At 72.9% G+C, this 25,889-nt stretch carries 22 protein-coding genes and 1 pseudogene; 8 read left to right on the top strand and 15 right to left on the bottom strand.

Annotation, left to right across the window (positions count from 1 at the left end):
* Positions 1-47: 47 nt before the first annotated feature.
* From ACZ5GT_RS11625 to ACZ5GT_RS11610, 4 genes are all read right to left on the bottom strand, one after another.
* Entirely contained in the window at positions 48-764 is a 717-nt protein-coding gene (locus tag ACZ5GT_RS11625; protein ID WP_469019290.1) for a hypothetical protein, read from the bottom strand.
* A 10-nt stretch (positions 765-774) separates the two neighbouring features.
* Positions 775-1,146: a CATRA system-associated protein gene (locus ACZ5GT_RS11620; RefSeq protein ID WP_469019286.1), complete on the bottom strand. Its 372-nt coding sequence runs from the start codon at positions 1,144-1,146 to the stop codon at positions 775-777.
* A gap of 33 nt (positions 1,147-1,179) precedes the next feature.
* Positions 1,180-4,965 (bottom strand): CHAT domain-containing protein, encoded by a 3,786-nt coding sequence (locus ACZ5GT_RS11615; protein WP_469019283.1) that lies wholly within the window; start codon positions 4,963-4,965, stop codon positions 1,180-1,182.
* A 163-nt stretch (positions 4,966-5,128) separates the two neighbouring features.
* Complete coding sequence (locus ACZ5GT_RS11610) at positions 5,129-6,064, bottom strand: dihydrodipicolinate synthase family protein (protein WP_469019280.1); 936 nt, start codon at positions 6,062-6,064, stop codon at positions 5,129-5,131.
* 95 nt (positions 6,065-6,159) lie between these two features.
* On the opposite strand from ACZ5GT_RS11610, the gene ACZ5GT_RS11605 reads away from it, so the two are divergent.
* Positions 6,160-6,603, top strand: coding sequence for a phosphatase domain-containing protein (locus ACZ5GT_RS11605; protein WP_469019273.1), 444 nt, complete (start codon positions 6,160-6,162; stop codon positions 6,601-6,603).
* On the opposite strand, the gene bla is transcribed toward ACZ5GT_RS11605, so the two are convergent.
* The 3 genes from bla to ACZ5GT_RS11590 all read right to left on the bottom strand — a co-directional run bounded on the left by bla (position 6,600) and on the right by ACZ5GT_RS11590 (position 10,997).
* Positions 6,600-7,481, bottom strand: a complete 882-nt coding sequence (bla, locus tag ACZ5GT_RS11600) for a class A beta-lactamase (protein WP_469019667.1) — start codon at positions 7,479-7,481, stop codon at positions 6,600-6,602. The genes ACZ5GT_RS11605 and bla overlap by 4 nt on opposite strands.
* A 145-nt stretch (positions 7,482-7,626) precedes the next feature.
* Complete coding sequence (locus tag ACZ5GT_RS11595; protein ID WP_469019268.1) at positions 7,627-9,306, bottom strand: NAD(P)/FAD-dependent oxidoreductase; 1,680 nt, start codon at positions 9,304-9,306, stop codon at positions 7,627-7,629.
* Positions 9,282-10,997: an NAD(P)/FAD-dependent oxidoreductase gene (locus ACZ5GT_RS11590; RefSeq protein ID WP_469019262.1), complete on the bottom strand. Its 1,716-nt coding sequence runs from the start codon at positions 10,995-10,997 to the stop codon at positions 9,282-9,284. The genes ACZ5GT_RS11595 and ACZ5GT_RS11590 overlap by 25 nt, the downstream gene beginning before the upstream one ends.
* A gap of 123 nt (positions 10,998-11,120) precedes the next feature.
* On the opposite strand from ACZ5GT_RS11590, the gene recO reads away from it, so the two are divergent.
* From recO to ACZ5GT_RS11575, 3 genes are all read left to right on the top strand, one after another.
* The gene (gene recO, locus ACZ5GT_RS11585) at positions 11,121-11,870 is read left to right on the top strand and encodes a DNA repair protein RecO (protein WP_469019256.1); all 750 of its coding nucleotides are present in this window, start codon (positions 11,121-11,123) and stop codon (positions 11,868-11,870) included.
* Positions 11,871-11,899: 29 nt separating this feature from the next.
* Positions 11,900-12,751: an isoprenyl transferase gene (locus ACZ5GT_RS11580; protein ID WP_469019253.1), complete on the top strand. Its 852-nt coding sequence runs from the start codon at positions 11,900-11,902 to the stop codon at positions 12,749-12,751.
* Between the two features lie 107 nt (positions 12,752-12,858).
* Positions 12,859-13,395, top strand: coding sequence for a YcxB family protein (locus ACZ5GT_RS11575; protein ID WP_469019249.1), 537 nt, complete (start codon positions 12,859-12,861; stop codon positions 13,393-13,395).
* Between the two features lies 1 nt (position 13,396).
* On the opposite strand, the gene ACZ5GT_RS11570 is transcribed toward ACZ5GT_RS11575, so the two are convergent.
* Genes ACZ5GT_RS11570 through ACZ5GT_RS11555 form a run of 4 tightly spaced genes read right to left on the bottom strand, consistent with a single transcriptional unit; the run spans position 13,397 to position 16,529 of the window.
* Positions 13,397-13,819, bottom strand: a complete 423-nt coding sequence (locus ACZ5GT_RS11570) for a Fur family transcriptional regulator (RefSeq protein ID WP_469019246.1) — start codon at positions 13,817-13,819, stop codon at positions 13,397-13,399.
* Positions 13,820-13,876: 57 nt separating this feature from the next.
* On the bottom strand, positions 13,877-14,779 hold the full coding sequence (locus ACZ5GT_RS11565; RefSeq protein WP_469019240.1) for a metal ABC transporter permease: 903 nt from the start codon (positions 14,777-14,779) through the stop codon (positions 13,877-13,879).
* Positions 14,779-15,555, bottom strand: a complete 777-nt coding sequence (locus ACZ5GT_RS11560; RefSeq protein ID WP_469019235.1) for a metal ABC transporter ATP-binding protein — start codon at positions 15,553-15,555, stop codon at positions 14,779-14,781. Before ACZ5GT_RS11560 ends, ACZ5GT_RS11565 begins: the two co-directional genes overlap by 1 nt.
* 17 nt (positions 15,556-15,572) lie before the next feature.
* Positions 15,573-16,529: a metal ABC transporter substrate-binding protein gene (locus ACZ5GT_RS11555; protein ID WP_469019232.1), complete on the bottom strand. Its 957-nt coding sequence runs from the start codon at positions 16,527-16,529 to the stop codon at positions 15,573-15,575.
* A 163-nt stretch (positions 16,530-16,692) separates the two neighbouring features.
* Between ACZ5GT_RS11555 and ACZ5GT_RS11550 the strand changes: the two genes are divergently transcribed.
* Positions 16,693-18,075 carry a glycine--tRNA ligase gene (locus tag ACZ5GT_RS11550; RefSeq protein WP_469019229.1) on the top strand — a complete coding sequence of 461 codons (1,383 nt, stop codon included), beginning with the start codon at positions 16,693-16,695 and terminating at the stop codon, positions 18,073-18,075.
* 138 nt (positions 18,076-18,213) lie between these two features.
* Here the strand turns inward: ACZ5GT_RS11550 and ACZ5GT_RS11545 are convergent, their stop codons facing one another.
* Entirely contained in the window at positions 18,214-19,419 is a 1,206-nt protein-coding gene (locus tag ACZ5GT_RS11545) for an MFS transporter (protein ID WP_469019226.1), read from the bottom strand.
* 60 nt (positions 19,420-19,479) lie between these two features.
* Here ACZ5GT_RS11545 and ACZ5GT_RS11540 point away from each other — a divergent pair, with 60 nt between their 5' ends.
* Both ACZ5GT_RS11540 and ACZ5GT_RS11535 read left to right on the top strand, forming a co-directional pair.
* The gene (locus tag ACZ5GT_RS11540) at positions 19,480-19,884 is read left to right on the top strand and encodes a MerR family transcriptional regulator (RefSeq protein WP_469019222.1); all 405 of its coding nucleotides are present in this window, start codon (positions 19,480-19,482) and stop codon (positions 19,882-19,884) included.
* 91 nt (positions 19,885-19,975) lie between these two features.
* Positions 19,976-20,206, top strand: a complete 231-nt coding sequence (locus tag ACZ5GT_RS11535; protein ID WP_469019220.1) for a hypothetical protein — start codon at positions 19,976-19,978, stop codon at positions 20,204-20,206.
* A 17-nt stretch (positions 20,207-20,223) separates the two neighbouring features.
* On the opposite strand, the pseudogene ACZ5GT_RS11530 reads toward ACZ5GT_RS11535, so the two are convergent.
* Positions 20,224-20,409 (bottom strand): annotated as a pseudogene (locus tag ACZ5GT_RS11530) (IS630 family transposase); the annotation flags it as partial.
* A gap of 24 nt (positions 20,410-20,433) precedes the next feature.
* The gene (locus ACZ5GT_RS11525; RefSeq protein ID WP_469019219.1) at positions 20,434-21,879 is read right to left on the bottom strand and encodes an MFS transporter; all 1,446 of its coding nucleotides are present in this window, start codon (positions 21,877-21,879) and stop codon (positions 20,434-20,436) included.
* A 105-nt stretch (positions 21,880-21,984) separates the two neighbouring features.
* On the opposite strand from ACZ5GT_RS11525, the gene dusB reads away from it, so the two are divergent.
* A complete protein-coding gene (gene dusB, locus ACZ5GT_RS11520) occupies positions 21,985-23,127 on the top strand; it encodes a tRNA dihydrouridine synthase DusB (RefSeq protein WP_469019216.1) in 1,143 nt (380 codons plus the stop codon).
* Between the two features lie 100 nt (positions 23,128-23,227).
* Here the strand turns inward: dusB and ACZ5GT_RS11515 are convergent, their stop codons facing one another.
* On the bottom strand, positions 23,228-25,039 hold the full coding sequence (locus ACZ5GT_RS11515; RefSeq protein WP_469019213.1) for an alkaline phosphatase family protein: 1,812 nt from the start codon (positions 25,037-25,039) through the stop codon (positions 23,228-23,230).
* Positions 25,040-25,889: the final 850 nt, after the last annotated feature.

Here is a 25,889-nt window from a genome sequence, read left to right as displayed (position 1 = left end):
TCCGTCCGGGTGCTCGTCGCCGTGTGCCGCCCTCCCGTTCCGGGTGCTCAGCCGGCCGTGGCGAACGCCTCCGCGGACACGTCCCGCTCGAGCACCGACCGGTGGAACGAGTAGACGTCGATGTGGGAGACCTTCACCAGCAGGCAGTACCGGTCCACCGACGCCACGGACCGGGCCACCCGCGCGTACTCGCGCCGCATGAAGTGGACCGCCGCCTGGTTCGCCACCGAGCTCTGCCCGCACACCAGCAGGACCGGCCGGCTCGACTCCGGGGGCGTGAACTTGGCGACCACCGCGTACTCCTGGCGCCCGCGGTCGAAGTAGTAGCGCTCGCCGCCGACCACGATCGCCACGGAGTCGGGGCGGTCGCTGAACGGAACGATCGTCACCCCGGGCAGATGGGCCGTGAGATGCCCGCCGGTCCGCGGATTGGAGCCGCCGATCGGCCCGCCGACACAGAACTCGGTACGGTCCCCGTTGCTGCCGCGCAGATCGCCGGACTCCACGCTCACCCGGCAGCCCAGTTCGCTCAGCAGCACGGTCAGTTCGACGACCGCCCGCAGATCCCGCTGCTGGGTCGTGCCCGGCTGCCCGTGCTTGGTCCCGACGACGATCACACAGGGCTCGCCCGGCCGGGTGCCGAAGAAGGCGGCCCTGCGATACAGCTCCCTGGTCCGCCGTCCCCGCTCCCACAACGACCCCAGACCGAGACCGACGAGGCTGGTCAGCAGACCGATCACGACATTCGCGAGTACCGACAGCATCGGCGGTCCGTCAGGTCCGCTCGGCGGGCGCGGGCTGCGGTCCGCCGGGCGGGGAGTCCGGGTCGAGCGCGTGCACGAGGGCGACGACACGCTCCCGGTACGGCTCGGGCAGCGACACCTTCCCGTCGTCGGACGCCCCGTCCCGGGCGCCCTCGATCCGGGTGACCCGGCTGCCCGACAGCTCCTCCAGCTCGACCGTCAGCGCGTCCACCGCCGGCGAGTCCCCCGCGGTGACGGCCGCCGACAGCTCGTCGAGCAGTTCGGCGATCTCCTCCCAGCCCTCGGGCGGCAGCCGCCACTCCTCCAGCATCAGCCGCAGCGCCAGCCGCGCCGCGCCGGCGGTCTCCCGGTCGATCACGGCCGCCCTGTCCGATGTGCTCACGCCCTCGTCCTTCCTCTCACCCGTCGTCACCCGTCAGCGCCCGGTGTGGACGTACGGCGCCCACACCCGCGGCGACCCGGCGTACCGCGCCCGCAGGTCCCGTACGATCCCGTGCACGGCCCGCGCGGTGTCGGTGACGTCGAGGCCGCCGCCGTACGCCCGCAGGGCGCGGTACAGACGTTCCGTCAGCCGCACCGACGCCAGATCCGTCGCCTCCCACAGCGCCCCGACCACCTGCGGATACCCGGCCGTCTGGAACGCCGACGTCAGATGGACGGCCTCGTCGGGGAGGCGGTCGGTGCGCGTGGTGTGGCAGGCCAGCAGGACGGCGAGCTGGGCGTGCGGCAGATGCCTGCGGGCCACGTCCAGCACCCCGAGCCGTCCGTCGGCGAGCTCCAGATGGCTCCTGGAGGGGTCCTCGGCGTCGCTGAGACCATGACACGCGAAGTGCACGGTGGCCGCCGAGGACAGCTCGGTGAGCACCCGCTCGACCGTCGCGTCGGCGCCCTGCACGGTCCGTAACCCGCCCACGGCGGCGGCCATCGCCTCGACCTCGGCGACGGACGCGCCGTCCCGGCCGCCGGCACCGGTGGGCCGGCGCACCGCCAGGAACGGCCCGGCGCCCCGGCCCGCCGCCGGGGCCTGCCGGGCGTGCCGCAACGCCCTGATGCTGGGCGTGTACGAGGAGGCGGCCCGGTCCAGCACCGAGCGCCCGGCGCCGAGCGCGGCTCCCCGATGATGCCCGGCGGCGTGCAGCGGCAGATGGGCCAGCGGTCCGGACGCCGACCACCACAGCCTCGGGACCGCACCGCGCGGGGCGCCCTCGGCGATCGGCCGGGTCAGGCCCGCCGCCTCCAGCACCGGTTCCGCGATGGCGTCCCAGAGCCATTCGAGGGTGCCGAACACGGTCTCGGCGGCCTCCTTGCGCCGGGCACGTGACTCTCCGGCACCCGCGGAGACCGCGGTGAGGAAACGCCGCGCGGTGTGCGCGAGCCGCCCCTCGGTGGCATCGAGCGGCACGACCTCGATGCCCTGGGTGGTGACGACGAGGGCGTCGGAGCGCAGCCGGTCGATGTTGATCAGTACGATCGGCCCCTCCTTCGCCTCGGCCCGCATCTGCTCGGCGCTGGGCGGCAGCAGGAAGTGCTCGAACCCGTCGAGCCCCCGGATCCGGGCCAGCAGCCGCCGCCACTCCTCGGCCACCGCGTGCTGCTCCCGGATCCGCGCGGCTTCCCCGTCCCCGCCGACCGCGGCCGCCGACCGCGGCGGGCCGCCCGGCCCCCCGTCCGGCGCGCCCGCCGTCTCCGTCTCCCGCAGCCGGCGGGCGAGGGCGGTGAACTCGTCCGCCGCCCGCGGATGGACGGCGGCCAGGTCGGAGACGTCGCTGCGGGCCTGGAGGTCCTGCCCCATCAGCACCGCCCGCCCCTGCTCCAGCAGCGCCGCCGCCTGCTCCGTGCGGCCCGCGCGGAGCGCCACCGCGCACGCGGTGCGGGCCAGGCTCGTCCCGGCGAGCGCGTCCGGGAGATCGGCGGCGCGGCGGGTGCCGGCCGGGCCCGGATAGCGGCGGCCGAGCAGCGCGGTGCGCAGCACGGCCTGACGGTCGTCGCGGTGCAGCGCCTGGGACACCATCAGCGGCAGCGCTTCCAGCGCGGCCTCGGCGGCATCCGTCGCCAGCGCCCAGTCGTGGCGCTCCACCGCCTCGCCGAGCGCGACCCGCGCGTTCTCGAACCGGGCCCGGGGCGGCAGCGCCCGGTCGGCGGCCGGGTCCCAGGAGACGGGCCCGTCGTCGCCGTAGCGGTACCAGGTGACCTCGTCGTGGGCGCGGCGGGCCAGTTCGGCGACGGCGGCCAGGGCGGGACGGATCTGTTCGCGCAGTGCGGCCAGCTCGGGCGAGTACTCCGGCCGGTCCGGCAGGGCTTCGAGGCTCCGCGCCGCCAGCTCGGTGAGTCGTACCGCCTCCTGGGTGCCGGCCGCGTCCCGGCGGTGCCAGGAGACGGCGGCCAGGGCCTGCGCGTAGGGGATGACACAGCCGAGCCAGCTCGCCGACATCTCCGGCATCCGGCCGACCGCCCAGGCCAGCGCCTCGCAGGCGCGGGCGAGCGTCGCCTCGTCCTGGTGCAGTGTCCCGTGGGTGTACCGGTGCGCCTCCACCGCGCACAGCAGCTCGACGTACCGCGAACTGGTGGGCGGCAGCAGGGCCAGCTGCCGGTCCCCGCACCGCACGGCCCGTTCCAGGTCCTCCGGGTCCTCGCTGAAGGTGTACTGCGCGGCCAGTAACTGCACGAGGAGGGCCGCGACGAAGCCCCGCCGCCCGTCGGGCAGCGGCCCGGCCAGCACGGCGTTCAACTGGTCCACGGCCAGGGCGAGCCGGCGTGGATCGCTGACCCCCGCGCCCAGCAGGGCGGCCCGCACGGCGGTGGCGTCCGGCGGCAGCCCGTCGAGGTCCGCCGCGGAGGGCGGCTCCGCGGGCCCGGCGTCCGCGGGCGGTCCGGGCGGCCATACGGCGCCGGCGGCCCCGGCGCGGCGGGGCCCGGTGTCCGCCGTGGCCGGCCGGGGGCCGCCGGTGAAGGGGGCGAAGTCCTCCGGGCCGGGACCGGGGGAGCGCACGCCGGGGCGGCCCGGCGGGACGTACATCCGGACGGGCGGCAGCTGCACCCCGGTCAGCAGCGGTCCCAGCATCGGACCCGCGAGCTTGAGCAGCCGGCCGCCGTTGACCGGCAGCCACCTGAGCATCCGCGCCAACTCGGCGCACGCGGCGCGCTTGTCGGCGATGTGCGGCAGCAGGGGGTGGGCGGGCGGCAGGTCCCGCTGGAGCGCGGCCCACAGCTCGTCCGAGCGCCGGAGGTCGTCCCGCGACCCGGTGAGGAGGGCCCGCGAGACGAGCAGCGCCGGCATGTTCCCGGCGTAGAGCCCGCTGTCGTCGGGTGGCGCGCAGGCCCGGAACGCCTCCAGCTGGGCGATGGCCTCGTCGACCAGCTCCTCGTCCAGATCGAGCGGCAGGCAGGCGGTGAGGGCGAGGGAGAACATCAGATGGGCCGAGGCGGCCTCGCCGTCGACCGGGCGGGTGCCGTGGCGCCGGGAGTGCTCGACCGCCCGCAGTGCCGACCGGCCGGCACTCAGCGCCAGCCGCACGCCCCGTGTGTCGCTCGGCCGGTCGCGGAAGCGGGCCAGCGCCGCCTGGACGGCGGTACAGCTGACGAGACCCGCCTCCGGATGGTCGGCGGTGATGCCGGTGAACGCCGCGTCGGCCCACCGTCCGGCGTCCTCCAGCGCCGACATGTCGCCCGACTCCAGGCGGAACAGCGCCGACTGCGCCAGCCGGACCAGCAGACAGGGCCGGACCAGGTCGTCCGCCGGAAGCCCTTCGGCCAGTCGTACGGCGTGCGGATGCGACGGCCGGGGCGGCTCGAAGTGGCGGGGCGGGGGCTCCTCCGGGTAGGTCGCCGCGACCGCCACCGGATCGTCCGCCGGCCGGCCCCCGGTCTGGGCGGCGAGATGGTGGTGGACGTCGTCCGACAACCGGTGGTCCTCGAACCGCAGCGCCAGTGTGCGCTCGGCCAGCCACAGGTGCAGCACCCAACGGTGCCGCCGCGGATCCCGCCTCTCCCCGACGTCGAGCGCGTACTCCAGGACGGCCACCGCGGCCACCGCGCAGTCCCGGCCACCCTCGCTCCAGGAAGCGCGCAGCAGCCCGGCCGCCGACGGCAGCCAGCTCTCCGGGTCCTCACCGGCGCCGGCGAGCAGCCGCTCGACGGCCGGCGTCCACGCCGCCTCACAGCGCACCAGCATCCGGTCCACGGCCGTTCGTATCTCTGACACACCGCCAGTCTTCCCGGCCGCGCCCCGCTCCGGTCGTCATCCGGAAATCTCCGACAAACAGCCCCCGGGCGGCCGGGGACGCCCCGGACGTGTTCCGGGAGTCCCGTCCGGCTCGCGGCACCGGGCACGGCAGGACACGTGTGTCCTTGCCGCGCCGGCCGCCCTACAGCAGCCCGGCCGCCGCGAGGTGCTCGCCGACCCGTTCCACCTCCCGCGGCGACAGCGGCACCTGGGGTTCCGCCGTCGCCGGGCAGTCGATGATCCCGCGCAGGTGCAGCGCCGCCTTGAACGCGCCCAGCGCCGCCGAACCGGCGCCCATCCGGGCGGGGTCCCCGGCCCGCACGATGCCGAACAGGGCGCACAACCGCTCCTGTTCGAGCCGGGCCCGCTCCCGGTCGCCCGAGCGGCACAGGCGGTCGAGGCGGACGTAGCCGTGCGGGTCGACGTTGGCGAGGCCGGGCACCGCTCCGTCGGCGCCGAGCGCGAGCGCCGAGTCCACGATCAGCTCCGAGCCGGTGAGCACGCCGAAGCCGGTGATCCCGGGATCGCTGCGGGCGCCGGTGACGACCTCGCGGAAGGCGGCCAGGTCGCCGCTGGAGTCCTTCAGGGCGGCGAGCGTGCCGTCGGCGGCCAGCTCCAGGACCAGTTCGGCGGGCAGCTTGGTGTGGACGGCGACCGGGATGTCGTAGGCGACCACCGGGACCGGGGACGCGGCGGCGACCAGGCGGTAGTGGCGGGCGATCTCGGCCGGGTGGGTGCGCGCGTAGAAGGGCGCGGTCACCACCACCGCGTCCGCACCCGCCGCCGTCACCGCCGCGACGTGGTCCAGCACCCGGGGCGTCGTCATGTCGATCGCCCCGGCCAGCACCGGCAGCTGTCCGCCCACGTGCGCCACCACCGACGCCACCACCAGGGCCCGCTGCCGGTCGGTCAGGTACGCCGCCTCCGACGACGAGCCCAGCACGAACAGCGCGTGCACGCCGCCTCCCACCAGGTGGTCGACCAGCCTGAGCAGCGAGGGAACGTCCACCTCGCGCTCCGGTGTCAGGGGCGTGCACACGGGCGGGACGACTCCGGTGAGCGGGGCGGGGAAGGTCATACGGGCTCCTTGCTCGCTGTGACGCACGGGGGCCGCGCGTCGGCTGGTCCTCCGTTCCAGCATGACGGCAGCGCGCGGAACCGTACGCTGGTCCGGTGACCGGCACCTGGCAGCCCGCGGACCCCGGTGTGCTCCGGCTGCCGTCGGGACGGCTGGTGCGGGGGCGGGGACTGCGGCGCCCCCTGGCGCCGGGGACGCCCACGCCCTCGTACGCGCTCCACCTCCTCGGCCGGCGGCCCGCGTCCGTCCCCTGGGAGTCCCGCTGGGTGCGCTGGCCCGACTTCCGGCTGCCCGCCGACCGCGCGGACGCCCGCGCCGCGCTCACCGAGGCCTGGGAGCGGGCCGCCGCCGAGCGCGTCGAGATCGCCTGCGGCGGCGGCCGCGGCCGCACCGGCACGGCGCTGGCCTGCCTGGCGGTCCTGGACGGCGTACCGGCCGCGGAGGCGGTGGACTTCGTCCGCCGCCACTACGACCGCCGCGCGGTGGAGACACCGTGGCAGAAGCGGTACGTCCGGCGGTTCCGGGCAGGCCCGCCCTAGACGAGAGCCTCGGCCAGCACGGTCGCCGTCTCGGCGATCAGCGCGTGGTCCCACGCCGCGTCCCGGTCCGGTTTCGTCACCTGGATCGCCAGCACCACGGGTGTGCCGTCCGGGGTCCACGCGATGCCCGCGTCGTTGTCGGCGCCGTAGGAGCCCGCGCCGGTCTTGTCGGCGACCGTCCAGGAGGCCGGCAGTCCCGCGCGCAGGCGGTTTCCGCTGGTCGTGTTGTTCAGCAGCCAGTGGGTGAGCAGGGCCCGGTCGGGAGCGTCCAGCGCGTCGCCGAGGACCAGCCGGGCGTACGTACGGCCGATCGCGCGCGGGCTGGTGGTGTCCGTGCGGCGCCAGGGCTCCGCCGAGTTCAGCTCGGTCTCCCAGCGGTCCAGCCGGGTCACCGGGTCGCCGAGGGAGCGGGCGAAGCGGGTGACCGCGGTGGGGCCGCCCAGCTCGCGCAGGAGCAGGTTGCCCGCGGTGTTGTCGCTGAACCGGATGGCGGCGTCGGCGAGTTCGGCGACCGTCAGGCCCTCGGCCAGGTGCGCGCGGGTCACGTCGGAGCCGTCCACCAGGTCGGCCTCCGTGTAGTGGATCCGGCGGGCGAGGACCTCGCCGTGGCGGTCCAGGTCGCGCAGGACGGCCGCCGCGGCCAGGGTCTTGAACAGGGAGCAGACGGGGAACAGCTCGTCGGCGCGGTGGCCGACGGTGCGTCCCGTGCCGACGTTGCGCGCGAACACGCCCAGCCGCGCGCCGTGCCGCCGCTCCAGCTCGCGCAAACGGTCGGCGGCGCAGGCGGCGGCGGTGGTGTCGGCGGCGTGGGCGGGCGCGCCGGCGAGCAGGCCGGCCGCGCCGGCGGTACCGGCCGCGAGCAGGGCGCGCCGGGTCATCGGGGAGCGGTGCGAGCTCAAGACCGTGCTTCTCCTTCGCTCGATACGGGTCTGCCGTCTCACCTTGACCGACGCCCGGACACCGTCTCCGGGTTGCTCCGTCGCCGGGCCGGACGCGCGCACCGCGTCCGGCCCGGCGCGGGCGTCACAGCAGCCTATTGCCCCGCAACCGCGCCTTGACCGCCTCGCGTCCGGTGCCGAGCACCAGGCGGCGGACGACCGGGTCCGCCTCCGTGGCCGCCCAGCGGACCATGCGCAGCAGCGTCTTGGGGCGGGGGTTGAGGAAGCGGATGTCCCGTTCGGCGAAGCCGAAGTGCTTGGGCACGAAGTCGGCGGCCTGGAGCCGTTCGTAGAGGAAGTCGGCCGCGTCCGGCGCGCTCACCACGCCCGCCTCGACCGCCTCGCACTGTCTGACCATCGCGTCGTACAGGCCGGCGAAGCCCTCGTGGTCGGGCCAGTACAGGCCCGGGTGCGGCACGTCCTCCAGGTCCGTGAAGTGGCTGTCCCGGCCGTCCTTGCGGTACGCGGTCAGGGCGGTCTGCATGCGGTAGACGCCCGCGTTGGCGCCCCACGCCCAGATCCGGAAGACGGCGCTCCACAGGTCGTAGTCGCACCAGGAGATGAAGGCCGAGTTGACCAGGGAGTCGTTGTAGTCGAACAGGCCCTGTTGCAGGCGGTCGACCGGGGCGAAGCGCTCGCCGGAGAAGTCGTCGTCCTTCACCGCCTTCAGCAGCCGCCACGCCAGCAGGTTCAGCGCCTCGGTGGTGTTGGACAGGCCCCGGGAGAACAGCGGGTCGATGAAGCCGGCCGCGTGCGACAGCAGGAACCAGCGGTCACCGGCCGTCTGCTTGGAGGAGTACTGCAGGCGGCCCGTGGACGTCCACTCGCGGACCGGCTTCATGCCCTCGAACTGGCGGACGATGTCCGGGTACGGCGCGGCCAGCCGCCGAAAGTCCTCCTCCGGCGTCACGCCCTCCGGCTTCGGATAGCGGCGCGGGTCGACGGTCATGCCGACGCTGCACAGCGGGTTCTTCGACCACTTGTTGTTGTCGAAGCCGATCACCCACGCCCAGCCCCGCTCGAACATGTGGTGGACGGTGCCCTCGTACCAGGGCACGGGCGGCTGCTGGCTCGCGGGAACGTGCTCGAAGAGGCGGTCGGTGGGGGTCAGGTCGACCACGTGGTTCCACACCGAACGGGAGTGGTGCTTGAACCGGCAGGGGTCCTCCCGCAGGCCGAACTTGTCGGCGACCGGCGAGCGGAACCCGCTCGCGTCGACCAGGTAGCGGGCCCGGTACGAGCCGTCCCGGCCGGCCAGCGTGACGCCCGAGCCGTCGAAGTCGATGTCGGTGACGAAGAAGTTCTGCCGGATCTTGCAGCCGTACTTCACCGCGACCTGGAAGAGGTAGGAGTCGGTGTCCTGCCGGAACAGGTGCGCCGCCTCGTGCAGCAGCTGCGGCGGGGTGTTGAACTCGTTGACCTCGCGCGGGTTCTGCGGCGCCCCCTCATGGTGCAGCAGGAACCCGAAGTGCCGCTTGACGCCGAAGCGGGGCCCGATGGCGCGCGTGGTGTCCGTGAACGACGCCAGGTGCGCGATCTCCGGGACGTCGTAGCGCTCGGCGAGCGTGCGCATCGACACCAGCGTGAACGGGATGGTCGACTCGCCGATCGCGAACCGCGGATGCGAACCGGCGTCCAGCAGAAGCGTTTTCGCGCCGTTGCGGGCCAGGATCGCGCCCAGGATCGAGCCGGCGACCCCCGACCCGAGGATCGCGACGTCGAACGTCTCCTTCTCCAGCTCTAACGTGCTGCCCTGCGACTCCATGTGCTGTCTCCTTGTCGTCGTTGTCGACGGCCGGCGAACCGCTCCCGGACGAGTCCGCCCATGGCCGACTTCAAGAGGGCGGCGGTCTCCTCGGGTGCCTCGGTACGCACCCAGCGGGCGGCCCGCAGCAGGCGTGCCGGGGTGTTGTGGAAGAAGCGGTCTGCGGGGTCGGCGAGCCCCAGCGAGGGCGGCACGTAGTCGGCCGCGCGGAGGGCGGCGAAGAGGCGTTCCGCCGCGTCCCGCGGGGAGCGTCCGCCCCGCTCGACCTCCTCGCACAGCGTGCGGGCGAGCGGGCCGAGCGAGCCGAAGTGGTCGGCGCCCGCCGGGGGCGCACCCGGGCGCCGGCCCGGCTCCAGGGCGCGGAAGACGGTGTCGTCCCCCGTCCTGCCGAACGCGGCGCAGGCGTCCTCCACCGCGAGCGCGCCGAGCACGGTGCCGAGCGTCCACACCCGGACGACGGCGTTGAACAGGCCGTGGTCGCGGAACGCGGTGAAGGACGCGTACGCGAGGTCGTCCTGCGCGGCGAGCAGCCGCCGCTGGAGGTCCGCCACGTGCCGGAAGCGCGCGGTGGACCAGTCGCCGTCGCGCGCGGCGTCGATCAGCGGCCGGGCGAGGCAGTTGACGACCTCCAGGCTGTACGCCGGACCCCGCGCGTACAGCGGGTCGACGAACCCGGCGGCGTGCGCGGCGAGGCAGTGGCGGTCGCCGACCGGATGCCGGGACGAGTACTGCGACCACCGGCCGGTGGACGTCCAGGGGCCCGCCGCGACGGCCTGCCCGAACTGGGCGCCGATGTCCGGGAACCGGCGCAGGACCGTGCGCAGCTCCTCATCGGCCGGCCGGCCCTCGACGGACGGGTGCCTGCGCGCGTCGAGGGTGAGCGCGACGGCGCACGGCGCCCCCGGCGACGCCCGCCGCTGGTTGCCGAACGGCACGACGCGCAGCCAGCCGCCGTCGAAGACGTGGTGCAGGGTGCCCTCGTGCCAGGGGCTGGGCTGGCCGTGCAGCCGCCCGGCCGGGGTCTCGTCGTACGGCAGCACGCCCGTCATGCGGGTGAACAGGGTGCGCGACCGGTGCCGCGGCGCCGGCGGGTCCTCCCGCAGCCCCAGTTCCCGGGTGAGCGGCGATCCGCGGCCGTCGGCGTCGACCACGTACCGCATCTCGCACGTGGTGCCGTCGGCGGTGCGCAGCCACGCTCCCGCCTCCGGGTCGATCCGCACCTTCTCGACGGCGGCCCCGGGTCCGGTGCGCACGTCGGCGCCGTGGTGCCGGGCGACGTCGAGCAGGTAGCCGTCGGTGTCCTCGCGCCACAGGTGCGGCGGATCGGGGACGACCTTCGGGTTGACGACCTGGTACACCTCGCCGGGGTGCTGGCGCAGGCCCTCGCGGTGCAGGACGAAACCGATGTTCCGCATGACCCCGCAGCGCGGCGAGACGTCCCGCTCGACCCCTTTCAGCGTGGCGAGCGCCTCCAGCTCGGGCACGTCGTAGCGCCGGGCCACGACCCGCAGCAGCGCGGAGGCGTACGGCACGACGGTCTCGCCGACCGCGATGTCCGGCCCGGCTTCCGGCGCCAGCAGCACCGTCCGCACGCCGGCCCGGGCCAGCACGGCCGCGAGCAGCGGGCCGGTGAACCCCCCGCCGATCACGCCGACGTCGTACACCGCACCGTTCGCGCCACTGGTCGCCATCGCGGGCCTCACTGCCGGTCGGACATCGAATGCACTGTGCGTTGAATTCTACATACGTTGAGTTAGATGGGAAAGGGAGGAGCGGGGACGGCCGCACGGCCGGCGTAGGCGAGAATGGACGGCATGAGTCTGTTCCGCGACGACGGCATCGTGCTGCGCACCCAGAAGCTGGGTGAGGCGGACCGCATCATCACGCTGCTGACGCGCGGACACGGGCGGGTGCGCGCCGTCGCCCGCGGAGTGCGCCGCACGAAGTCGAAGTTCGGAGCCCGGCTGGAGCCCTTCTCCCATGTCGACGTGCAGTTCTTCGCGCGCGGCAGCGAGCTGGTCGGCCGCGGGCTGCCGCTGTGCACGCAGAGCGAGACCATCGCCCCCTACGGCGGCGGCATCGTCACGGACTACGCCCGCTACACCGCCGGCACCGCCATGCTGGAGACCGCCGAACGCTTCACCGACCACGAGGGCGAGCCGGCCGTGCAGCAGTACCTGCTGCTCGTCGGCGCGCTGCGCACCCTCGCCCGGGCCGAGCACGCGCCGCACCTCGTGCTCGACGCGTTCCTCCTGCGCTCCCTCGCCGTCAACGGCTACGCCCCCAGCTTCAGCGACTGCGCGAAGTGCGGGATGCCCGGCCCGAACCGGTTCTTCTCGGTGGCCTCCGGCGGCTCGGTCTGCGCCGACTGCCGGGTGCCGGGCAGCGTCGTGCCCTCGCCGCGGACCCTGGAACTGCTCGGCTCGCTGCTTACGGGAGACTGGGAGACCGCGGACGCGTGCGAGCCGCGTCACGTCCGGGAGGGGAGCGGGCTGGTGTCCGCCTACCTGCACTGGCACCTGGAGCGCGGGCTGCGCTCGCTCAGGTACGTAGAGAAAAGCTAGCGGGAAAAGCCAGAGGGAGACGAGAGCACATGGTCGTACGCGGGATCCTGGGACGCCGGCGCCGCGAGTACAGGACGCCGGAACCGCACCCGTCCGGCGCCCGCCCGCCGAAGCTCCCGGGCGAGCTGGTCCCGAACCATGTGGCGATCGTCATGGACGGCAACGGCCGCTGGGCGAAGGAGCGCGGCCTGCCGCGCACCGAGGGCCACAAGGTCGGCGCCGAGCAGGTCCTCGACGTGCTCCAGGGCGCGATCGAGATCGGCGTCCGCAACGTCTCCCTGTATGCCTTCTCCACGGAGAACTGGAAGCGCTCACCCGAAGAGGTCCGCTTCCTGATGAACTTCAACCGCGACTTCATCCGCAAGTCCCGCGACCAGCTCGACGCACTCGGCGTCCGGGTGCGCTGGGCGGGCCGGATGCCCCGGCTGTGGAAGTCGGTCGCCAAGGAACTCCAGGTCGCCCAGGAACAGACCAAGGACAACGACCTGCTCACCCTGTACTTCTGCATGAACTACGGCGGCCGTGCCGAGATCACCGACGCGGTGCAGGCGATCGCCGAGGAGGTCAGGGCCGGCCGGCTCGACCCGTCGAAGATCACCGAGAAGATCATCCAGAAGCACATGTACTACGCCGACATGCCGGACGTGGACATGTTCCTGCGGCCCAGCGGCGAGCAGCGCACCTCCAACTACCTGATCTGGCAGAGCGCTTACGCCGAGATGGTCTTCCAGGACGTCCTGTGGCCCGACTTCGACCGCCGTGACCTGTGGCGGGCGTGCGTTGAATTCGCCTCCCGCGACCGGCGGTTCGGCGGGGCCATCCCCAACGAGGAGCTGCTGGCCATGGAGGGCCGCACCGAGGAGGAACCGTCGGGCAGCTGACGGCCGGCCGCCGTTTCGTGAGGGCCGCCGGGGATGTGGAAGATCCGTCCCCGGCCCCCCCGTAAGTGCTTCGACCGGCGCTGACCGGCACCGCTACGATCCGCCCCATGGTCATGGACATGGGGCGGGACGCCGGTCAGGGTGTGGTCGAGCTGGCCTACCAGCCGGTCGCGGGGGATTTCCTGGGGGCGCTGCGGGAACGCGAGCGGTTGCGGCGGCGGGTGTGGGTGCGGCGCTGGGCCGTCGGTCTCGTGGCAGCCGCTTTCGTGCTGAACGCCTCACTCTCGGTGGCGGGGAGCGAGAAACCCGACTGGTTCCTGCTCACCTGTATGCCCCTGGCCGCGGCCCTGCTGCACTGCATGCCCCGGGTCCAGGCCCGCGCCTTCCTCAAGCTCGCCGTCCGCAACGGCACGTATCGCGCGACCGTGGCGGACGCCGGGCTGACGATGGCCACCGACAACAGCACGACGTCGGTCAACTGGGCGGCGCAGCCCCGCTACCGGGAGACCGAAGACGCCTTCATCACCTACAGCGACGACAAGAACGCCTCCTGCTTCACCGTGCTGCCCAAGCGCGGCCTCCCGGACCCCGCCGACGCCGACCGGCTGCGTGCGATCCTCGACCGGCACCTGACGCGCGGGTAGCTCAGCGGCCCTCAGCGGCCCCGGCGCAGTCCGCGCACGTGCCGAAGATCTCGACGGTGTGGGCAACGTTGACATACCCGTGCTCGGCGGCGATGGCCTCGGCCCACTTCTCCACCGCCGGGCCCTCCACCTCGACCGCCTTGCCGCAGGCCCGGCAGACGAGGTGGTGGTGGTGCGCGCCGGTGGAGCAGCGGCGGTAGACGGACTCGCCGTCGGAGGTGCGCAGGACGTCGACCTCGCCCGCGTCGGCGAGGGACTGCAGCGTGCGGTACACCGTGGTGAGGCCGACCGAGTCACCCTTGTGCTTGAGCATGTCGTGCAGTTCCTGCGCGCTGCGGAACTCGTCGACCTCGTCGAGGGCTGCCGCCACCGCGGCGCGCTGCCGGGTGGCGCGGCCCTTCACGGGCGGTCCAGCGGTCGTCACCGGTTGCCTCCTTCACACTGCCTGCCGGCCATTGTGCCAGCCCGGCCCGGGCCGCGGTCAGACGCCGGCCTCGTCGGCGGCCGCCCGGGTGGCCGGAATCGCGCACTCGGCGGGGTCCCCGGCGGGCTGCGCGGCGGCGGCCGCGCGGGCGCGTCGGCGGGCCAGCGGGGCGGCCAGCGCGGTCAGCGCGACGAACGCCGCGATGGTCAGCAGCACGATCGTCGCGCCGGGCGGCACGTCCTGGTAGTACGAGGTGACGGTGCCGCCGATGGTCACCGTCACGCCGATGGCGACGGCGATCGCGAACGTCGCCGCGAAGCTGCGGCTGAGCTGCTGGGCCGCCGCCACCGGGACCACCATCAGGGCCGACACCAGCAGCAGGCCCACCACGCGCATCGCGACGGTCACCGTCACGGCCGCGGTGACCGCGGTGAGCAGGTTCAGGGCGCGCACCGGCAGGCCCGTGACCCGCGCGAACTCCTCGTCCTGGCTGACCGCGAACAACTGGCGGCGCAGCCCGACGGTGACCAGCACCACGAACCCGGCCAGCAGGCAGATCGCCGTGACGTCCGACTCCGACACCGTGGACAGGGAGCCGAAGAGGTACGAGGTGAGGTTGGCGTTGGAGCCGGTGGGGGCGAGGTTGATGAACATCACGCCGCCGGCCATGCCGCCGTAGAAGAGCATCGCCAGGGCGATGTCGCCGCGGGTGCGGCCGTACCAGCGGATCAGCTCCATCAGCACCGCGCCCAGCACGGAGACCAGCGTCGCCATCCACACCGGTGAGGCGTTCAGCAGGAAGCCGAGGCCGACGCCGGTCATCGCCACGTGGCCGATGCCGTCGCCCATCAGGGCCTGGCGGCGCTGGACGAGGTAGATGCCGATGGCGGGGGCGGTGACGCCGACCAGGACGGCGGCGAGCAGCGCCCGCTGCATGAAGGTGTAGTTCAGGAGGTCCATCAGCTCAGCAGTCCCGTGCGGATCGGTTCGGTGCCCGCGGGCGCGTGCGGGTGGACGTGGTCGTGGCCGGGCAGGGCGTGCTGGCCGACGGCCTTCGGGGGCGGGCCGTCGTGCACGACGCAGCCGTCGCGCAGTACGACCGCCCGGTCGATCAGGGGCTCCAGGGGGCCCAGCTCGTGCAGCACCAGCAGGACCGTGACCCCGGCGGCGACCTGCTCCCGCAGCGTGCGGGCCAGCACCTCCTGGCTGGCCAGGTCGACGCCCGCCATCGGCTCGTCCATGATCAGCAGCTCGGGTTCGGCGGCGAGCGCGCGGGCGATCAGCACGCGCTGGTGCTGGCCGCCGGACAGGGCGTTCACCGAGTCCTTCGCCCGGTCCGCCATGCCGACCAGTTCCAGCGCCCGGCGCACGGCCGCGTGGTCGGCCCCCCGCAGCACGCCGAAGCGGGCCCGGGACAGCCGGCCCGAGGTGACCACCTCGGTGACCGTCGACGGCACCCCGCCCGCGGCCGTCGTGCGCTGCGGGACGTACCCGACGCGGGCCCAGTCGCGGAACCGGCGCCGTGGGACGCCGAACAGTTCGACCTCGCCCGCGCTGACCGGTACCTGTCCGATGACGCTGCGCACCGCGGTCGACTTGCCGGAGCCGTTCGCGCCGAGCAGCGCGACGACCTCGCCGCGGCGCACCGTGAGGTCGATGCCGCGCAGGACGGGGCGCGCGCCCAGGTCGGCGCGTACCCCGCGCAGGGATATGACCGGTTCTTCCGTGCCGTTCATGACGCCCTCCGTGCGGGTCACTTGCTTCCCAGGGCCGTCTGCAGCGCCTTGAGGTTGGCCTGCATGACCGAGATGTAGTCCTTGCCGCGGGACGTGGACGTGATGCCCTCGACCGGATCGAGGACGTCGGTCCTCAGCCCCGCGTCCTCGGCGACGGTCTTCGCGGTCTTGTCGCTGACGAGCGTCTCGTAGAAGACGGTGGAGACGCCGTCGGCCTTCGCCATCTTCTCCAGTTCCCGCACCCTGCCCGCGCTCGGCTCGGACTCGGGGTCGAGGCCGTTGATGGCCTCCTCGGTCAGGCCGTAGCGCTCGGCGAGGTAGCCGAAGGCGGCGTGGGTGGTGATGAAGACCTTGGACTTCGTGTCCGCCAGGCCGTCCTTGAACGCGGTGTCGAGCGCGTCCAGCTTCCCGACGAGGGCGGCGGTGTTCCTGCGGTAGTCGGCGGCGTGGTCCGGGTCGGCCTTCGCGAAGGCCTTGCCGACGCCCTCGGCGACCTCGGCGTAGCGCACCGGGTCGAGCCAGATGTGCGGGTCCTTGCCGGCCGCCTCCTCGCCGTGCGAGTCGTCGTGCGCGGCCGCGTGGCCGCCGACCTCGTTGCCGTGCTCCTCGAGCGTGGTCAGCGAGGCGGCGTCGATCTTGGTCTTGACCTCGGACTGGGCCACCGCGTCGTCGACGGAGGGCTGGAGGTTCTTCAGGTAGAGCACCGCGTCGGACTCCTGGAGCTGCGCGGTCTGCCGGGCGCTGATCTCCAGGTCGTGCGGCTCCTGGCCGGGCTGGGTCAGGGTGGTGACGTTCACGTGCTCGCCGCCGATCCGCTCGGCGAGGAAGGCCATCGGGTAGAACGACGCGACGACGTCGAACTTGTCCGTGTTGCCCGCGGCCGCGCTGCCGGAGCAGGCGGAGAGGCCGGCGAGAGCCAGGGCCGTGACCACGGTCGTCGTCACCGCGGGTATCAGGGGTCGTCGAGCGTTCATGACAGTCATTTTCAACTAAGATGGAAACCGTTGTCAACAACGCCGTCGCCGGCCGCTTGAGGGGGCGGACCGATTTGGTCGAGGGGGAGCCCCCGCCGGTACTCTGAAGCATTCGCTGGAAGCATCTCGCTTCGTCGCCCGTCGTCGTAATGAAGAGAGCACCGTGGCCGCCGACAAGATCGACACCATCGTCAGCCTGAGCAAGCGCCGTGGCTTTGTATTCCCCTGTAGTGAGATCTACGGCGGCCAGCGTGCCGCCTGGGACTACGGACCGCTGGGTGTCGAGCTCAAGGAGAACCTCAAGCGCCAGTGGTGGCGCTACATGGTGACGTCGCGCGAGGACGTGGTCGGCATCGACTCGTCCGTCATCCTGGCCTCCGAGGTCTGGGTGGCCTCCGGTCACGTCGCCACCTTCACCGACCCGCTCACCGAGTGCACCTCCTGTCACAAGCGGTTCCGCGCGGACCACTTGGAGGAGGCGTACGAGGCCAAGCACGGCCGCCTGCCGGAGAACGGCCTGGCGGACGTGAACTGCCCCAACTGCGGCAACAAGGGCCAGTTCACCGAGCCCAAGCAGTTCTCGGGCCTGCTCTCCACCCACCTCGGCCCCACGCAGGACTCCGGCTCCATCGCCTACCTGCGCCCCGAGACCGCCCAGGGCATCTTCACCAACTTCGGCCAGGTGCAGACCACTTCGCGGCGCAAGCCGCCGTTCGGCATCGCCCAGATGGGCAAGTCGTTCCGCAACGAGATCACGCCCGGCAACTTCATCTTCCGCACCCGCGAGTTCGAGCAGATGGAGATGGAGTTCTTCGTCAAGCCGGGCGAGGACGAGAAGTGGCAGGAGTACTGGATGGAGCAGCGCTGGAACTGGTACACCGGCCTGGGTCTCCGTGAGGAGAACATGCGCTGGTACGAGCACCCCAAGGAGAAGCTCTCCCACTACTCCAAGCGCACCGCCGACATCGAGTACCGCTTCCAGTTCGGCGGCAACGAGTGGGGCGAGCTGGAGGGCGTCGCCAACCGCACCGACTACGACCTCGGCGCGCACTCCAAGGCCTCCGGCCAGGACCTGTCCTACTTCGACCAGGAGGCCGGCGAGCGCTGGACGCCGTACGTCATCGAGCCCGCGGCCGGTGTCGGCCGCGCGATGCTGGCGTTCCTGCTCGACGCCTACGTCGAGGACGAGGCGCCCAACGCCAAGGGCAAGCTGGAGAAGCGCACCGTCCTGCGCCTCGACCACCGCCTCGCCCCGGTCAAGGTCGCGGTGCTGCCGCTGTCCCGCAACCCGGAGCTGTCGCCCAAGGCCAAGGGCCTGGCCCAGGCGCTGCGGCAGAACTGGAACATCGAGTTCGACGACGCCGGCGCCATCGGCCGCCGCTACCGCCGCCAGGACGAGATCGGCACCCCGTACTGCGTGACCGTCGACTTCGACACCCTCGAGGACAACGCCGTGACGGTGCGCGAGCGCGACTCGATGAAGCAGGAGCGCGTGTCGCTGGACCAGATCGAGGGCTACCTGGCCGGCCGCCTGCTGGGCTGCTAGCTCACCGTCCTCGAACGCCGGACGGGCCGCATCGGTCGACTCGTCCGGCGTTCGTCGTGCCGGCCGGATCCGCTGTCGTCCGGTCACCGGTCCTCCATGCCGACCGCGCGGTGGCCCCTGCCGGGGACCGGGATGCCGTCACTCCATGCCGGGGCGTTCGGCGGGGAAGCCGTGCGCACGGGCGGCGATCACCACGAGCAGCACGGGCACCAGCAGCATCAGCACGCTCCATGGGAAGGAGCCGGGGCCGAGGGCGTCGAGCAGGATGCCGCCGGCCGCGCCGCCGCCCGCCATGAAGGCGTTCCACGTGGTGACCAGCAGAGCCTGTCCCCGGTCGCCGCCCGCGTCGGTGACCGCGGTCTGCAGCAGGGTGGCCACGCCGCCCCAGCCCAGGCCCCAGAGCACCATCGCGAGATACACCGCGGCAGCGTTGTCCGCCAGGACCACGAGCATGCCGGCCGCCACCAGGAACAGCGCGGTGCTGCCGATGGTCAGGCTCCGCAGACGGCGGTCGACCAGAGCGCCGGTGACGAAGATGCTCACCATCGAGGCGAGGCCGAGGACCAGCAGCACGATGTCGCGGGAACCGCCCATGCCGTGCCTGTCGAGGAACGTGGCGATGTAGGTGTAGAGGATGTTGTGGGCCAGCACGTACGCGGCCACCACGAACAGCACCGGAACCACGCCGGGCAGCTTCAGCGCCCCGAGGATCGACGCCCGCTCTCCGGGTCGCCGGCCCGGGTGTTCCGGCACCGAGGCGGAGATCCAGCCGAGCAGCAGCACGGAGACCAGGGCCACCAGACCGAAGGTCAGCCGCCAGCCGAACACCTCACCCAGGAAGGTCCCCAGGGGGATGCCCAGGGAGAGGGCCAGCGGGATACCGGTCATGGTGATCGCGATGGCCCGGCCCGCCAGCTGCGGGGGCGCCAGCCGGCGTGCGTATCCGACGAGTTCGGCCCACACCACGGCTGCGGCCACACCGGCGGCCAGCCGGAAGGCCATGGTCAGGAAGTAGTCGGAGGACACGGCGGTGACGACGTTGGCCGCGGCGAACGCCGTCACCGCGAGCAGCAGCAGCCTCTTGCGGCGCCAGGTCGCCGTGGCCATGGACACGGGGATCGCGGAGAGCCCCGTGGCGATCGCGTAGACCGTCAGCGTCTGACCGGCCGCGGATTCGCTGACGGAGAGACCGTGGGCCATCTCCGGCAGGACGCCGGCGGGCAGGGCCTCGGTGAGGATGCCCATGAAGGCCGCCGTGCACAGGGCCAGCAGCGGCGACATGGGAAGCTTGACGTCGTGAGCTGACCGTACGTCAGCCTGCGACTCCGTCTGGGAGGTTGACATGCCGGTTATCGTTCAACCCTCACATGTGTGTGAAGGTCAAGCCGGTATGAGGTGAGTCACATGCGCATCGGGGAACTGGCCGAACGCACCGGAACACCGCGCCGGATGCTTCGCTATTACGAGGAGCAGGGGCTGCTCGTCCCGGACCGCCTGCCCAACGGCTACCGGGAGTACTGCGAGCGAAGCGTGGACCGGGTCCTGCAGATCAGGGGACTGCTCGACTCCGGGCTGCCGACCCGCATCATCAAGCAGGTCCTGCCGTGTCTGAAGCAGCCCCGGGCCATCTACGTCGCCGATGCCACACCCGAGACGATCGCGACGCTGGAGCGCGAGCGGGACCGGATGACCCAGCGCATCGAGTGCCTGATCCGCAGCCGGGACGCCATCTCCGAGTACGTGGAGGCCGTGCGCCGGAACCAGCCGCGGGACGAGCCCGAGCCGTCCGCCCCGCTCGCCGCCGGCTAGTGCTCTGACCGGGAAGGTTCACCGGGTTGGGGCGTATCGATGGCTTCCAGCAGCAGTACAGTCGGCGCACTGAAGGAGCAGAGGAGCCCCGGTGCGCAGCAGAGACAGCAATGCTGATGGCTACGGCCCGCGGGCCGTAGCCATCAGGTGGATACAGGTCGTGCTGTTCGGAGTCGTTGTCCTGCTGGTCGGATTCCGTGTCTGGGAGCGGCACCACGGCGGAGCTTCGAGTTCGATCGTGTTCGGGCTGATGGCCGCATCGGCACTGTCCATCGGCGTGCTGGAACACTATCGGGCAAACGCCGCCAAACGATCTCGGTAACTCACCTCACAGCTGGCTCAGGCCGCCGCTGACAGGGATCGGCCATCCCAGCGGATGCCCTTCTCACTGCGGATGCGGGCGCGTTCACGCCGTTCGGCCGCCAGGACGTCATGGTGGCGGGCATTGGCGTTCCGCCGGCGCAGACAGGCATGCAGCGCCCGGGTCTGCACGGTGTGGTTGGGGTGGTTCGAGTTGGCGATGGTGACATCGGGCGCCGGGCGGAAGGCTCACGCGCCGACCCGTGCCGCCTCGCGTACCTCCGCCGACTCCAGCCGATCCGCCGTGCGTTCCGCGGTCCGCCGGGCCCAGCGGCCGCTCGTCAGGGCGCCCAGGACGAACACCGCGGCGCCGCAGGCGGTGAGGATCCACCAGCCGGGGCGGGCCGCCTGCACGAACGCCTCCCGGTACGGCGACGAGCCCACCCCGGACGCCAGGACCGCGCCGACCACCGCGACGCCCAGCGTCTGGCCGAGCTGTCGGCTCGTGGAGGCCACGGCGGCGGCGACGCCCGCCCGGTCGCGCGGCATGCCCGAGACGGCCGTGTTGGTGATCGGCGCGTTGACGAAGCCGAAGCCGATGCCGAACAGGACGTATCCGAGGAGCAGGGTGAGGTTCGACGTCTCCGCCTCGAACGCGGCGAAAAGCGCCCCGCTCGCGGTGATCGTGACCCCGGCGACCAGCAGGGACAGGCGCGGGCCGCGGTTGCCGACCAGCCGTCCGGACAGGGGCGCGCACAGGAAGCAGGGGAGCGCCATGGGCAGCATCCACAGGCCCGCGTGCAGGGCGTCGTAGCCGCGCACGTTCTGCAGATACAGCGTCGACAGGAACAGGAAACCACCCAGCGCGGCGAACGCGCTGACCGCGATCACCGTCGCCCCGCTGAACGGGGCCGAGCGGAAGAAGCGCAGGTCGATGAGGGGTTCGGTGTGACGGGGCTCGTACCACAGCAGGCCCAGCAGCGCGGCCAGCGCCACCGCGGCGAACGGCAGGACGGAGGCCGCGCCGGAGGCCGGCGCCTCGATGATCGCGTACGTCAGGGAGCCGAACAGGGCGATGACGAGCACCTGGCCGACCGGGTCGGGGCGGCGGGCCCTGGGGGCGCGGGACTCCGGGACGAAGCGCAGGGTCAGCAGCAGCGCCGCCAGGCCCACCGGCAGGTTGACCCAGAAGATCGAGCGCCAGCCGACCGAGTCCACCAGCAGCCCGCCGGCCAGCGGGCCCGCGGCCATCGAGAGGCCGACCACCCCGCCCCACACGCCTATCGCGCGGGCGCGCTCGCGCGGGTCCGTGAAGGTGTTGGTGATGATCGACATGGCGACCGGGTTGAGCATCGAGCCGCCGACCGCCTGGAGCATGCGGAAGCCGACCAGCGCCTCCAGACTGGGCGCGAGGGAGCACAGCAGCGAGCCGAGCGTGAAGACGGCCAGGCCGGACATGAAGACGCGCTTGCGGCCGATCCGGTCGGCCGTGGAACCCGCGAGCATCAGCAGCGCGGCCAGCACCAGCGTGTACGCGTCGACGGCCCACTGCAGGCCCGCCGTGCTCGCGTCCAGTTCGCGCTGCATCGACGGCAGGGCGACGTTCAGGGCGGTGACGTCGAGGCTCACGATCAGCAGGCTCATGCAACAGATCGCGAGGACCAAGAAGCGTCGGCGTTGGCTGAGTTCGGGCATACGGTCATCGTACGACGATTTCGATAGTGCGTCTAACTAATGGCCTCTGCATGATCGTTGTCCGGGCGGTCACGCGCGGCGCCCGCGGTACGGGACAATGGGGGAATGCCCACGCCCACCACGCCCCTGCGGATCGGCCCGCACAGCGTCCAGCCGCCCGTCGTCCTCGCCCCCATGGCCGGGATCACCAACGCGCCCTTCCGCACCCTGTGCCGGGAGTTCAGCGGGGGCAAGGGCCTGTTCGTGAGCGAGATGATCACGACCCGGGCGCTGGTCGAGCGCAACGAGAAGACCATGCAGCTGGTCCGCTTCGACCCGAGCGAGACGCCGCGCTCGATCCAGCTGTACGGCGTCGACCCGGCGACCGTCGGCAAGGCCGTCCGCATGATCGCGGAAGAGGACCTCGCCGACCACATCGACCTCAACTTCGGCTGCCCGGTGCCCAAGGTGACCAGGAAGGGCGGCGGCTCGGCCCTCCCGTACAAGCGCAACCTGCTGCGCGCGATCCTGCGCGAGGCGGTGTCGGGCGCCGGGGACCTCCCGGTGACGATGAAGATGCGCAAGGGCATCGACGACGACCACCTCACCTACCTCGACGCCGGCCGGATCGCCGTCGAGGAGGGCGTCACCGCCATCGCCCTGCACGGCCGCACCGCCGCCCAGCACTACGGCGGCACCGCCGACTGGGACGCCATCGCCCGCCTGAAGGAGCACGTCCCGGAGATCCCGGTGCTCGGCAACGGCGACATCTGGTCGGCCGAGGACGCGGTGCGGATGGTGCGGGAGACCGGCTGCGACGGAGTCGTCGTCGGACGCGGCTGCCTGGGCCGCCCGTGGCTGTTCTCCGACCTGGTGGCGGCCTTCGAGGGCCGCGACGACGACATCGCCCGGCCCGCCCTCCGGGAGGTCGCCGACGTCATGGTCCGGCACGCCGCCCTCCTCGGCGAATGGCTCGGCGACGCCTCGCGGGGCGTGATCGACTTCCGCAAGCACGTGGCCTGGTACCTGAAGGGCTTCGCGGTCGGCAGCGAGATGCGCAAGCGCCTCGCGATCACCTCCTCGCTGGAGGAACTCCGCGCCGGCCTCGACGAACTGGACCTCGACCAGCCCTGGCCGGCCGGTGCCGACGGCCCCCGCGGCCGCACCTCCGGCAACAACCGGGTCGTCCTGCCGGACGGCTGGCTGAAGGACCCGTACGACTGCGCGGGCGTCGGCGAGGACGCCGAACTGGACACCTCGGGCGGCTGACCCGCCCCTCGACGGTTCCCGGGGACGGGCCGCGGCCGGTCCGCCGCAGCCCTTCCTCAGCCCTTCCGTAACCCTTCCTCAGCCCTTTCTCAGCCCTTCCTCAGCCCTTCTTCGGGTGCGGGGTGGATCCGTACGCCGTCAGGAAGCGGTCGCGGAAGGAGCTCATCTTCCACACCGGGGCGTCGTGGGCCGGGCGCAGGCCGTCCGTCCAGCCCCAGGCGTCGATCTTGTCGAGCACCTTCGGGTCCTTGGCGACGATCGACACCGGCACGTCACGGCTGGCGTGGTCGCCGCTGACGCGGGCGATCGGCTGGTGGTCGCCGAGGAAGACCAGGACGGTGTCGTCGTCGCCGTAGCGCTCCAGCCACTGGGTGAGCGCGGTCACCGAGTACTGGATGGACTTGCCGTACTCCGCACGGGACTTGGCCGGGCTGGTGATGATGTCCGACGGCTTCTTGCCGGCCTTCTGGATGGCGTCGAAGACCGAACCGTCACCGAGTTCGTTCCAGTCGACCAGCTTCGGGATCGGCGCCCAGGGCTGGTGGCTGGAGGTGAGGATGATCTCCGACATCAGCGGCTTGTCGCGCTTCCTGCCGTGCTCCAGGCGCTGGAAGGCCTCCAGGGCGTACTGGTCGGGCATGGTCGACCAGCTGAACTTCGGCCCCTGGTAGCCGAGCTGGAAGGCGTTGCGCACCTTGTCCAGGCCGTAGAACTTCGCCTCCGGCCAGCCCTTCTGCACGCCCGGCATGATGCCGACGGTGTCCCAGGCGCCGGTCTTCCGGAACGCCTTGGTGAGGCTGAGGTGGTCGCTGGCCATGACCGTGCGGTAACGCTGCTGGTTGTCGATCCACAGGCCCGAAAGGGTCGTCGAGTGCCCCAGCCAGCTGCTGCCGCCGTACGTCGCCGACGTCAGCCAGCCGCTCCTGGCGTGGAAGCCGGCCTTCGCGAGGGCCGCGGTGCGCGCGTCGAGCGTGCGGTCGACGCCGGGCGCCATGATCGGGTCCTCGATCGCGCTGCGGCCGTAGCTCTCGATGAACGTGAAGATCATGTCCTTGCCGCGCAGGTCGGGCACCAGCTGGCTGCCCGGTGTGTTGCCGAAGGTGTCGCTCCTGGCCTCCTTGCCGAAGGCGGCCTCGTCCCGCAGGGTGTCCCGCACCCGGCGCACCTCGATCCGCAGGGCCGTGGCGGTGCGGTCGGAGGCGACCGGCATGCCCATGAGTTCCAGACCGAGGCCGGAGCACAGCACCCACACGACGGCGGCCGTCAGCGTCGCCCTGGTCGCCGTCCGCCGGTTGCGGTCCAGCAGGTCGCCGAGCCGGACCGTCGCCAGGGCCGTCAGCACCAGCACGAGCAGGACCAGGAGGACGACGCCGACGGCCGCGCCGGCCGCCACCGCGCCGCCCATCGAGTCCCGGACATAGGACTGTGCGTCGTCCAGCAGCTCCCAGTCCAGGACCGGGTTGAAGCCACGGCCGAGGTAGTCGGTGAACCCCATGTCCAGCAGGTTCAGGATCGTCATCGCGCCGAGCGCCAGCCCGGCCAGCGCCGCCACCGCCCGCCGCGGCCGGCGCGGCAGGGCCAGCAGCACGGCCGCCCCGATGACCGCCTCCACCGGGATCCGGGTGAACCGGTTCGGCCGCAGCGCGGCCAGGGTGTTCGGCAACAGCAGCGCCCCCAGCACCAGGGCCGCGGCCAGCGCCGTGACGGTCCAGCGGGCGGCGCGCACGGCCCGGGGATGGCGGTCGCGCAGCGCGGCGAGGCGGGCGCGCGGGGCGGCCAGGAGGGTGCGCGGAGCGGTTCGCGCGGGGGCCGCGGGCTCCTGCGCGCTCGCGGGCCCGGCCCCGGGCGACGGCTCCCCGCTCACGGGGTCGGTCGTTTCCGGCAGTTGACGAAGGCGCGTGAAGACAGGCACCCGAAGGTCCTTCCGTGCGAGGCCCGTGGCGGAGGGCGGGCCGCACCGGGGAGGCTCGGGGCCCGCCGTCCTCCCGTACGGCCTGCCCCGGGCGCCTGTTCACAGTCCCGGGCAAACACCCGGCAAACGGCTGGTCAACGCGGCCACGGACGGTGCCCGGCGCAGCGCCCGGACACCGCTGAACACGGGATTCGCGCACGCACGCGTGTGAGTACGGCACCGGCTCCGGGTGGGTGTCCCGGAGTGTGCCGTCCGTGTCCGGCGAGCACCTCCGGCGGCCGGTGCCGGTGCCGGTGCCGGTGCCGGTGCCGCGGTGCCATCGCCGGTGCCCGGTCGCCGGCGCCGTGCGGTCCGGTGCGGGGCGCATGCACGCCGTCGCCCGCGATTTGCGCGGCTACCCGTGCGGGCAGCGCACCGGCTCCCGGCGGGTGTGGCGCCGGCGCCCGGCGAGCACGTCGGGCGGCTCGTGCCGTGTGTGCGGTGGCCGGGCGCCGTCGTTCTCGTCCCGCGCGGAGCGCTTGTGCGCGGCCGGCCGCTGTCCGTGGGGGAGTGGTGCCGCCGTGGACCGGGGCGCGTGCACCCGGGCGTGCGGGTGGCGCGCTCCGTACCCGGCGAGGGCCGGACTGCGGGTGCCCGGTCGCCGTGGTTCTCGTCCCATGCGGAGCGCTTATGCGCCGCCGACTGCTGTCAGCGGGGTGAGTGGTGCGGCGGCCGAGCGGGATTCGCGTACGTACGCGTGCGGGTACGGGACCGGTTCCGGGTGGGTGTCCCGTCCGTATCCGGCGAGGACCTCCGAGGGTCATGTGGAGAAAGGGTGTCTTCCCACACGCGCCGCTTTCGGTGGCCGTAG

It is taken from the genome of Streptomyces sp. NPDC031340 (assembly GCF_055569945.1).
The sequence above is the reverse complement of the archived record's forward strand: the minus strand, read 5'-3'. Positions and strand labels throughout refer to the sequence as shown.

What these genes read in the sequence shown, in the direction of transcription:
- bla (WP_469019667.1), bottom strand. Translation starts at nt 7,481, where the DNA reads ATGACCCGGCGCGCCCTGCTCGCGGCCGGTACCGCCGGCGCGGCCGGC.
- ACZ5GT_RS11610 (WP_469019280.1), bottom strand. Translation starts at nt 6,064, where the DNA reads ATGACCTTCCCCGCCCCGCTCACCGGAGTCGTCCCGCCCGTGTGCACG.
- ACZ5GT_RS11590 (WP_469019262.1), bottom strand. Translation starts at nt 10,997, where the DNA reads ATGGCGACCAGTGGCGCGAACGGTGCGGTGTACGACGTCGGCGTGATC.
- ACZ5GT_RS11580 (WP_469019253.1), top strand. Translation starts at nt 11,900, where the DNA reads ATGGTCGTACGCGGGATCCTGGGACGCCGGCGCCGCGAGTACAGGACG.
- ACZ5GT_RS11555 (WP_469019232.1), bottom strand. Translation starts at nt 16,529, where the DNA reads ATGAACGCTCGACGACCCCTGATACCCGCGGTGACGACGACCGTGGTC.
- ACZ5GT_RS11565 (WP_469019240.1), bottom strand. Translation starts at nt 14,779, where the DNA reads ATGGACCTCCTGAACTACACCTTCATGCAGCGGGCGCTGCTCGCCGCC.
- ACZ5GT_RS11560 (WP_469019235.1), bottom strand. Translation starts at nt 15,555, where the DNA reads ATGAACGGCACGGAAGAACCGGTCATATCCCTGCGCGGGGTACGCGCC.
- ACZ5GT_RS11595 (WP_469019268.1), bottom strand. Translation starts at nt 9,306, where the DNA reads ATGGAGTCGCAGGGCAGCACGTTAGAGCTGGAGAAGGAGACGTTCGAC.
- ACZ5GT_RS11525 (WP_469019219.1), bottom strand. Translation starts at nt 21,879, where the DNA reads ATGCCCGAACTCAGCCAACGCCGACGCTTCTTGGTCCTCGCGATCTGT.
- ACZ5GT_RS11575 (WP_469019249.1), top strand. Translation starts at nt 12,859, where the DNA reads ATGGTCATGGACATGGGGCGGGACGCCGGTCAGGGTGTGGTCGAGCTG.
- dusB (WP_469019216.1), top strand. Translation starts at nt 21,985, where the DNA reads ATGCCCACGCCCACCACGCCCCTGCGGATCGGCCCGCACAGCGTCCAG.
- ACZ5GT_RS11545 (WP_469019226.1), bottom strand. Translation starts at nt 19,419, where the DNA reads ATGTCAACCTCCCAGACGGAGTCGCAGGCTGACGTACGGTCAGCTCAC.
- recO (WP_469019256.1), top strand. Translation starts at nt 11,121, where the DNA reads ATGAGTCTGTTCCGCGACGACGGCATCGTGCTGCGCACCCAGAAGCTG.
- ACZ5GT_RS11625 (WP_469019290.1), bottom strand. Translation starts at nt 764, where the DNA reads ATGCTGTCGGTACTCGCGAATGTCGTGATCGGTCTGCTGACCAGCCTC.
- ACZ5GT_RS11540 (WP_469019222.1), top strand. Translation starts at nt 19,480, where the DNA reads ATGCGCATCGGGGAACTGGCCGAACGCACCGGAACACCGCGCCGGATG.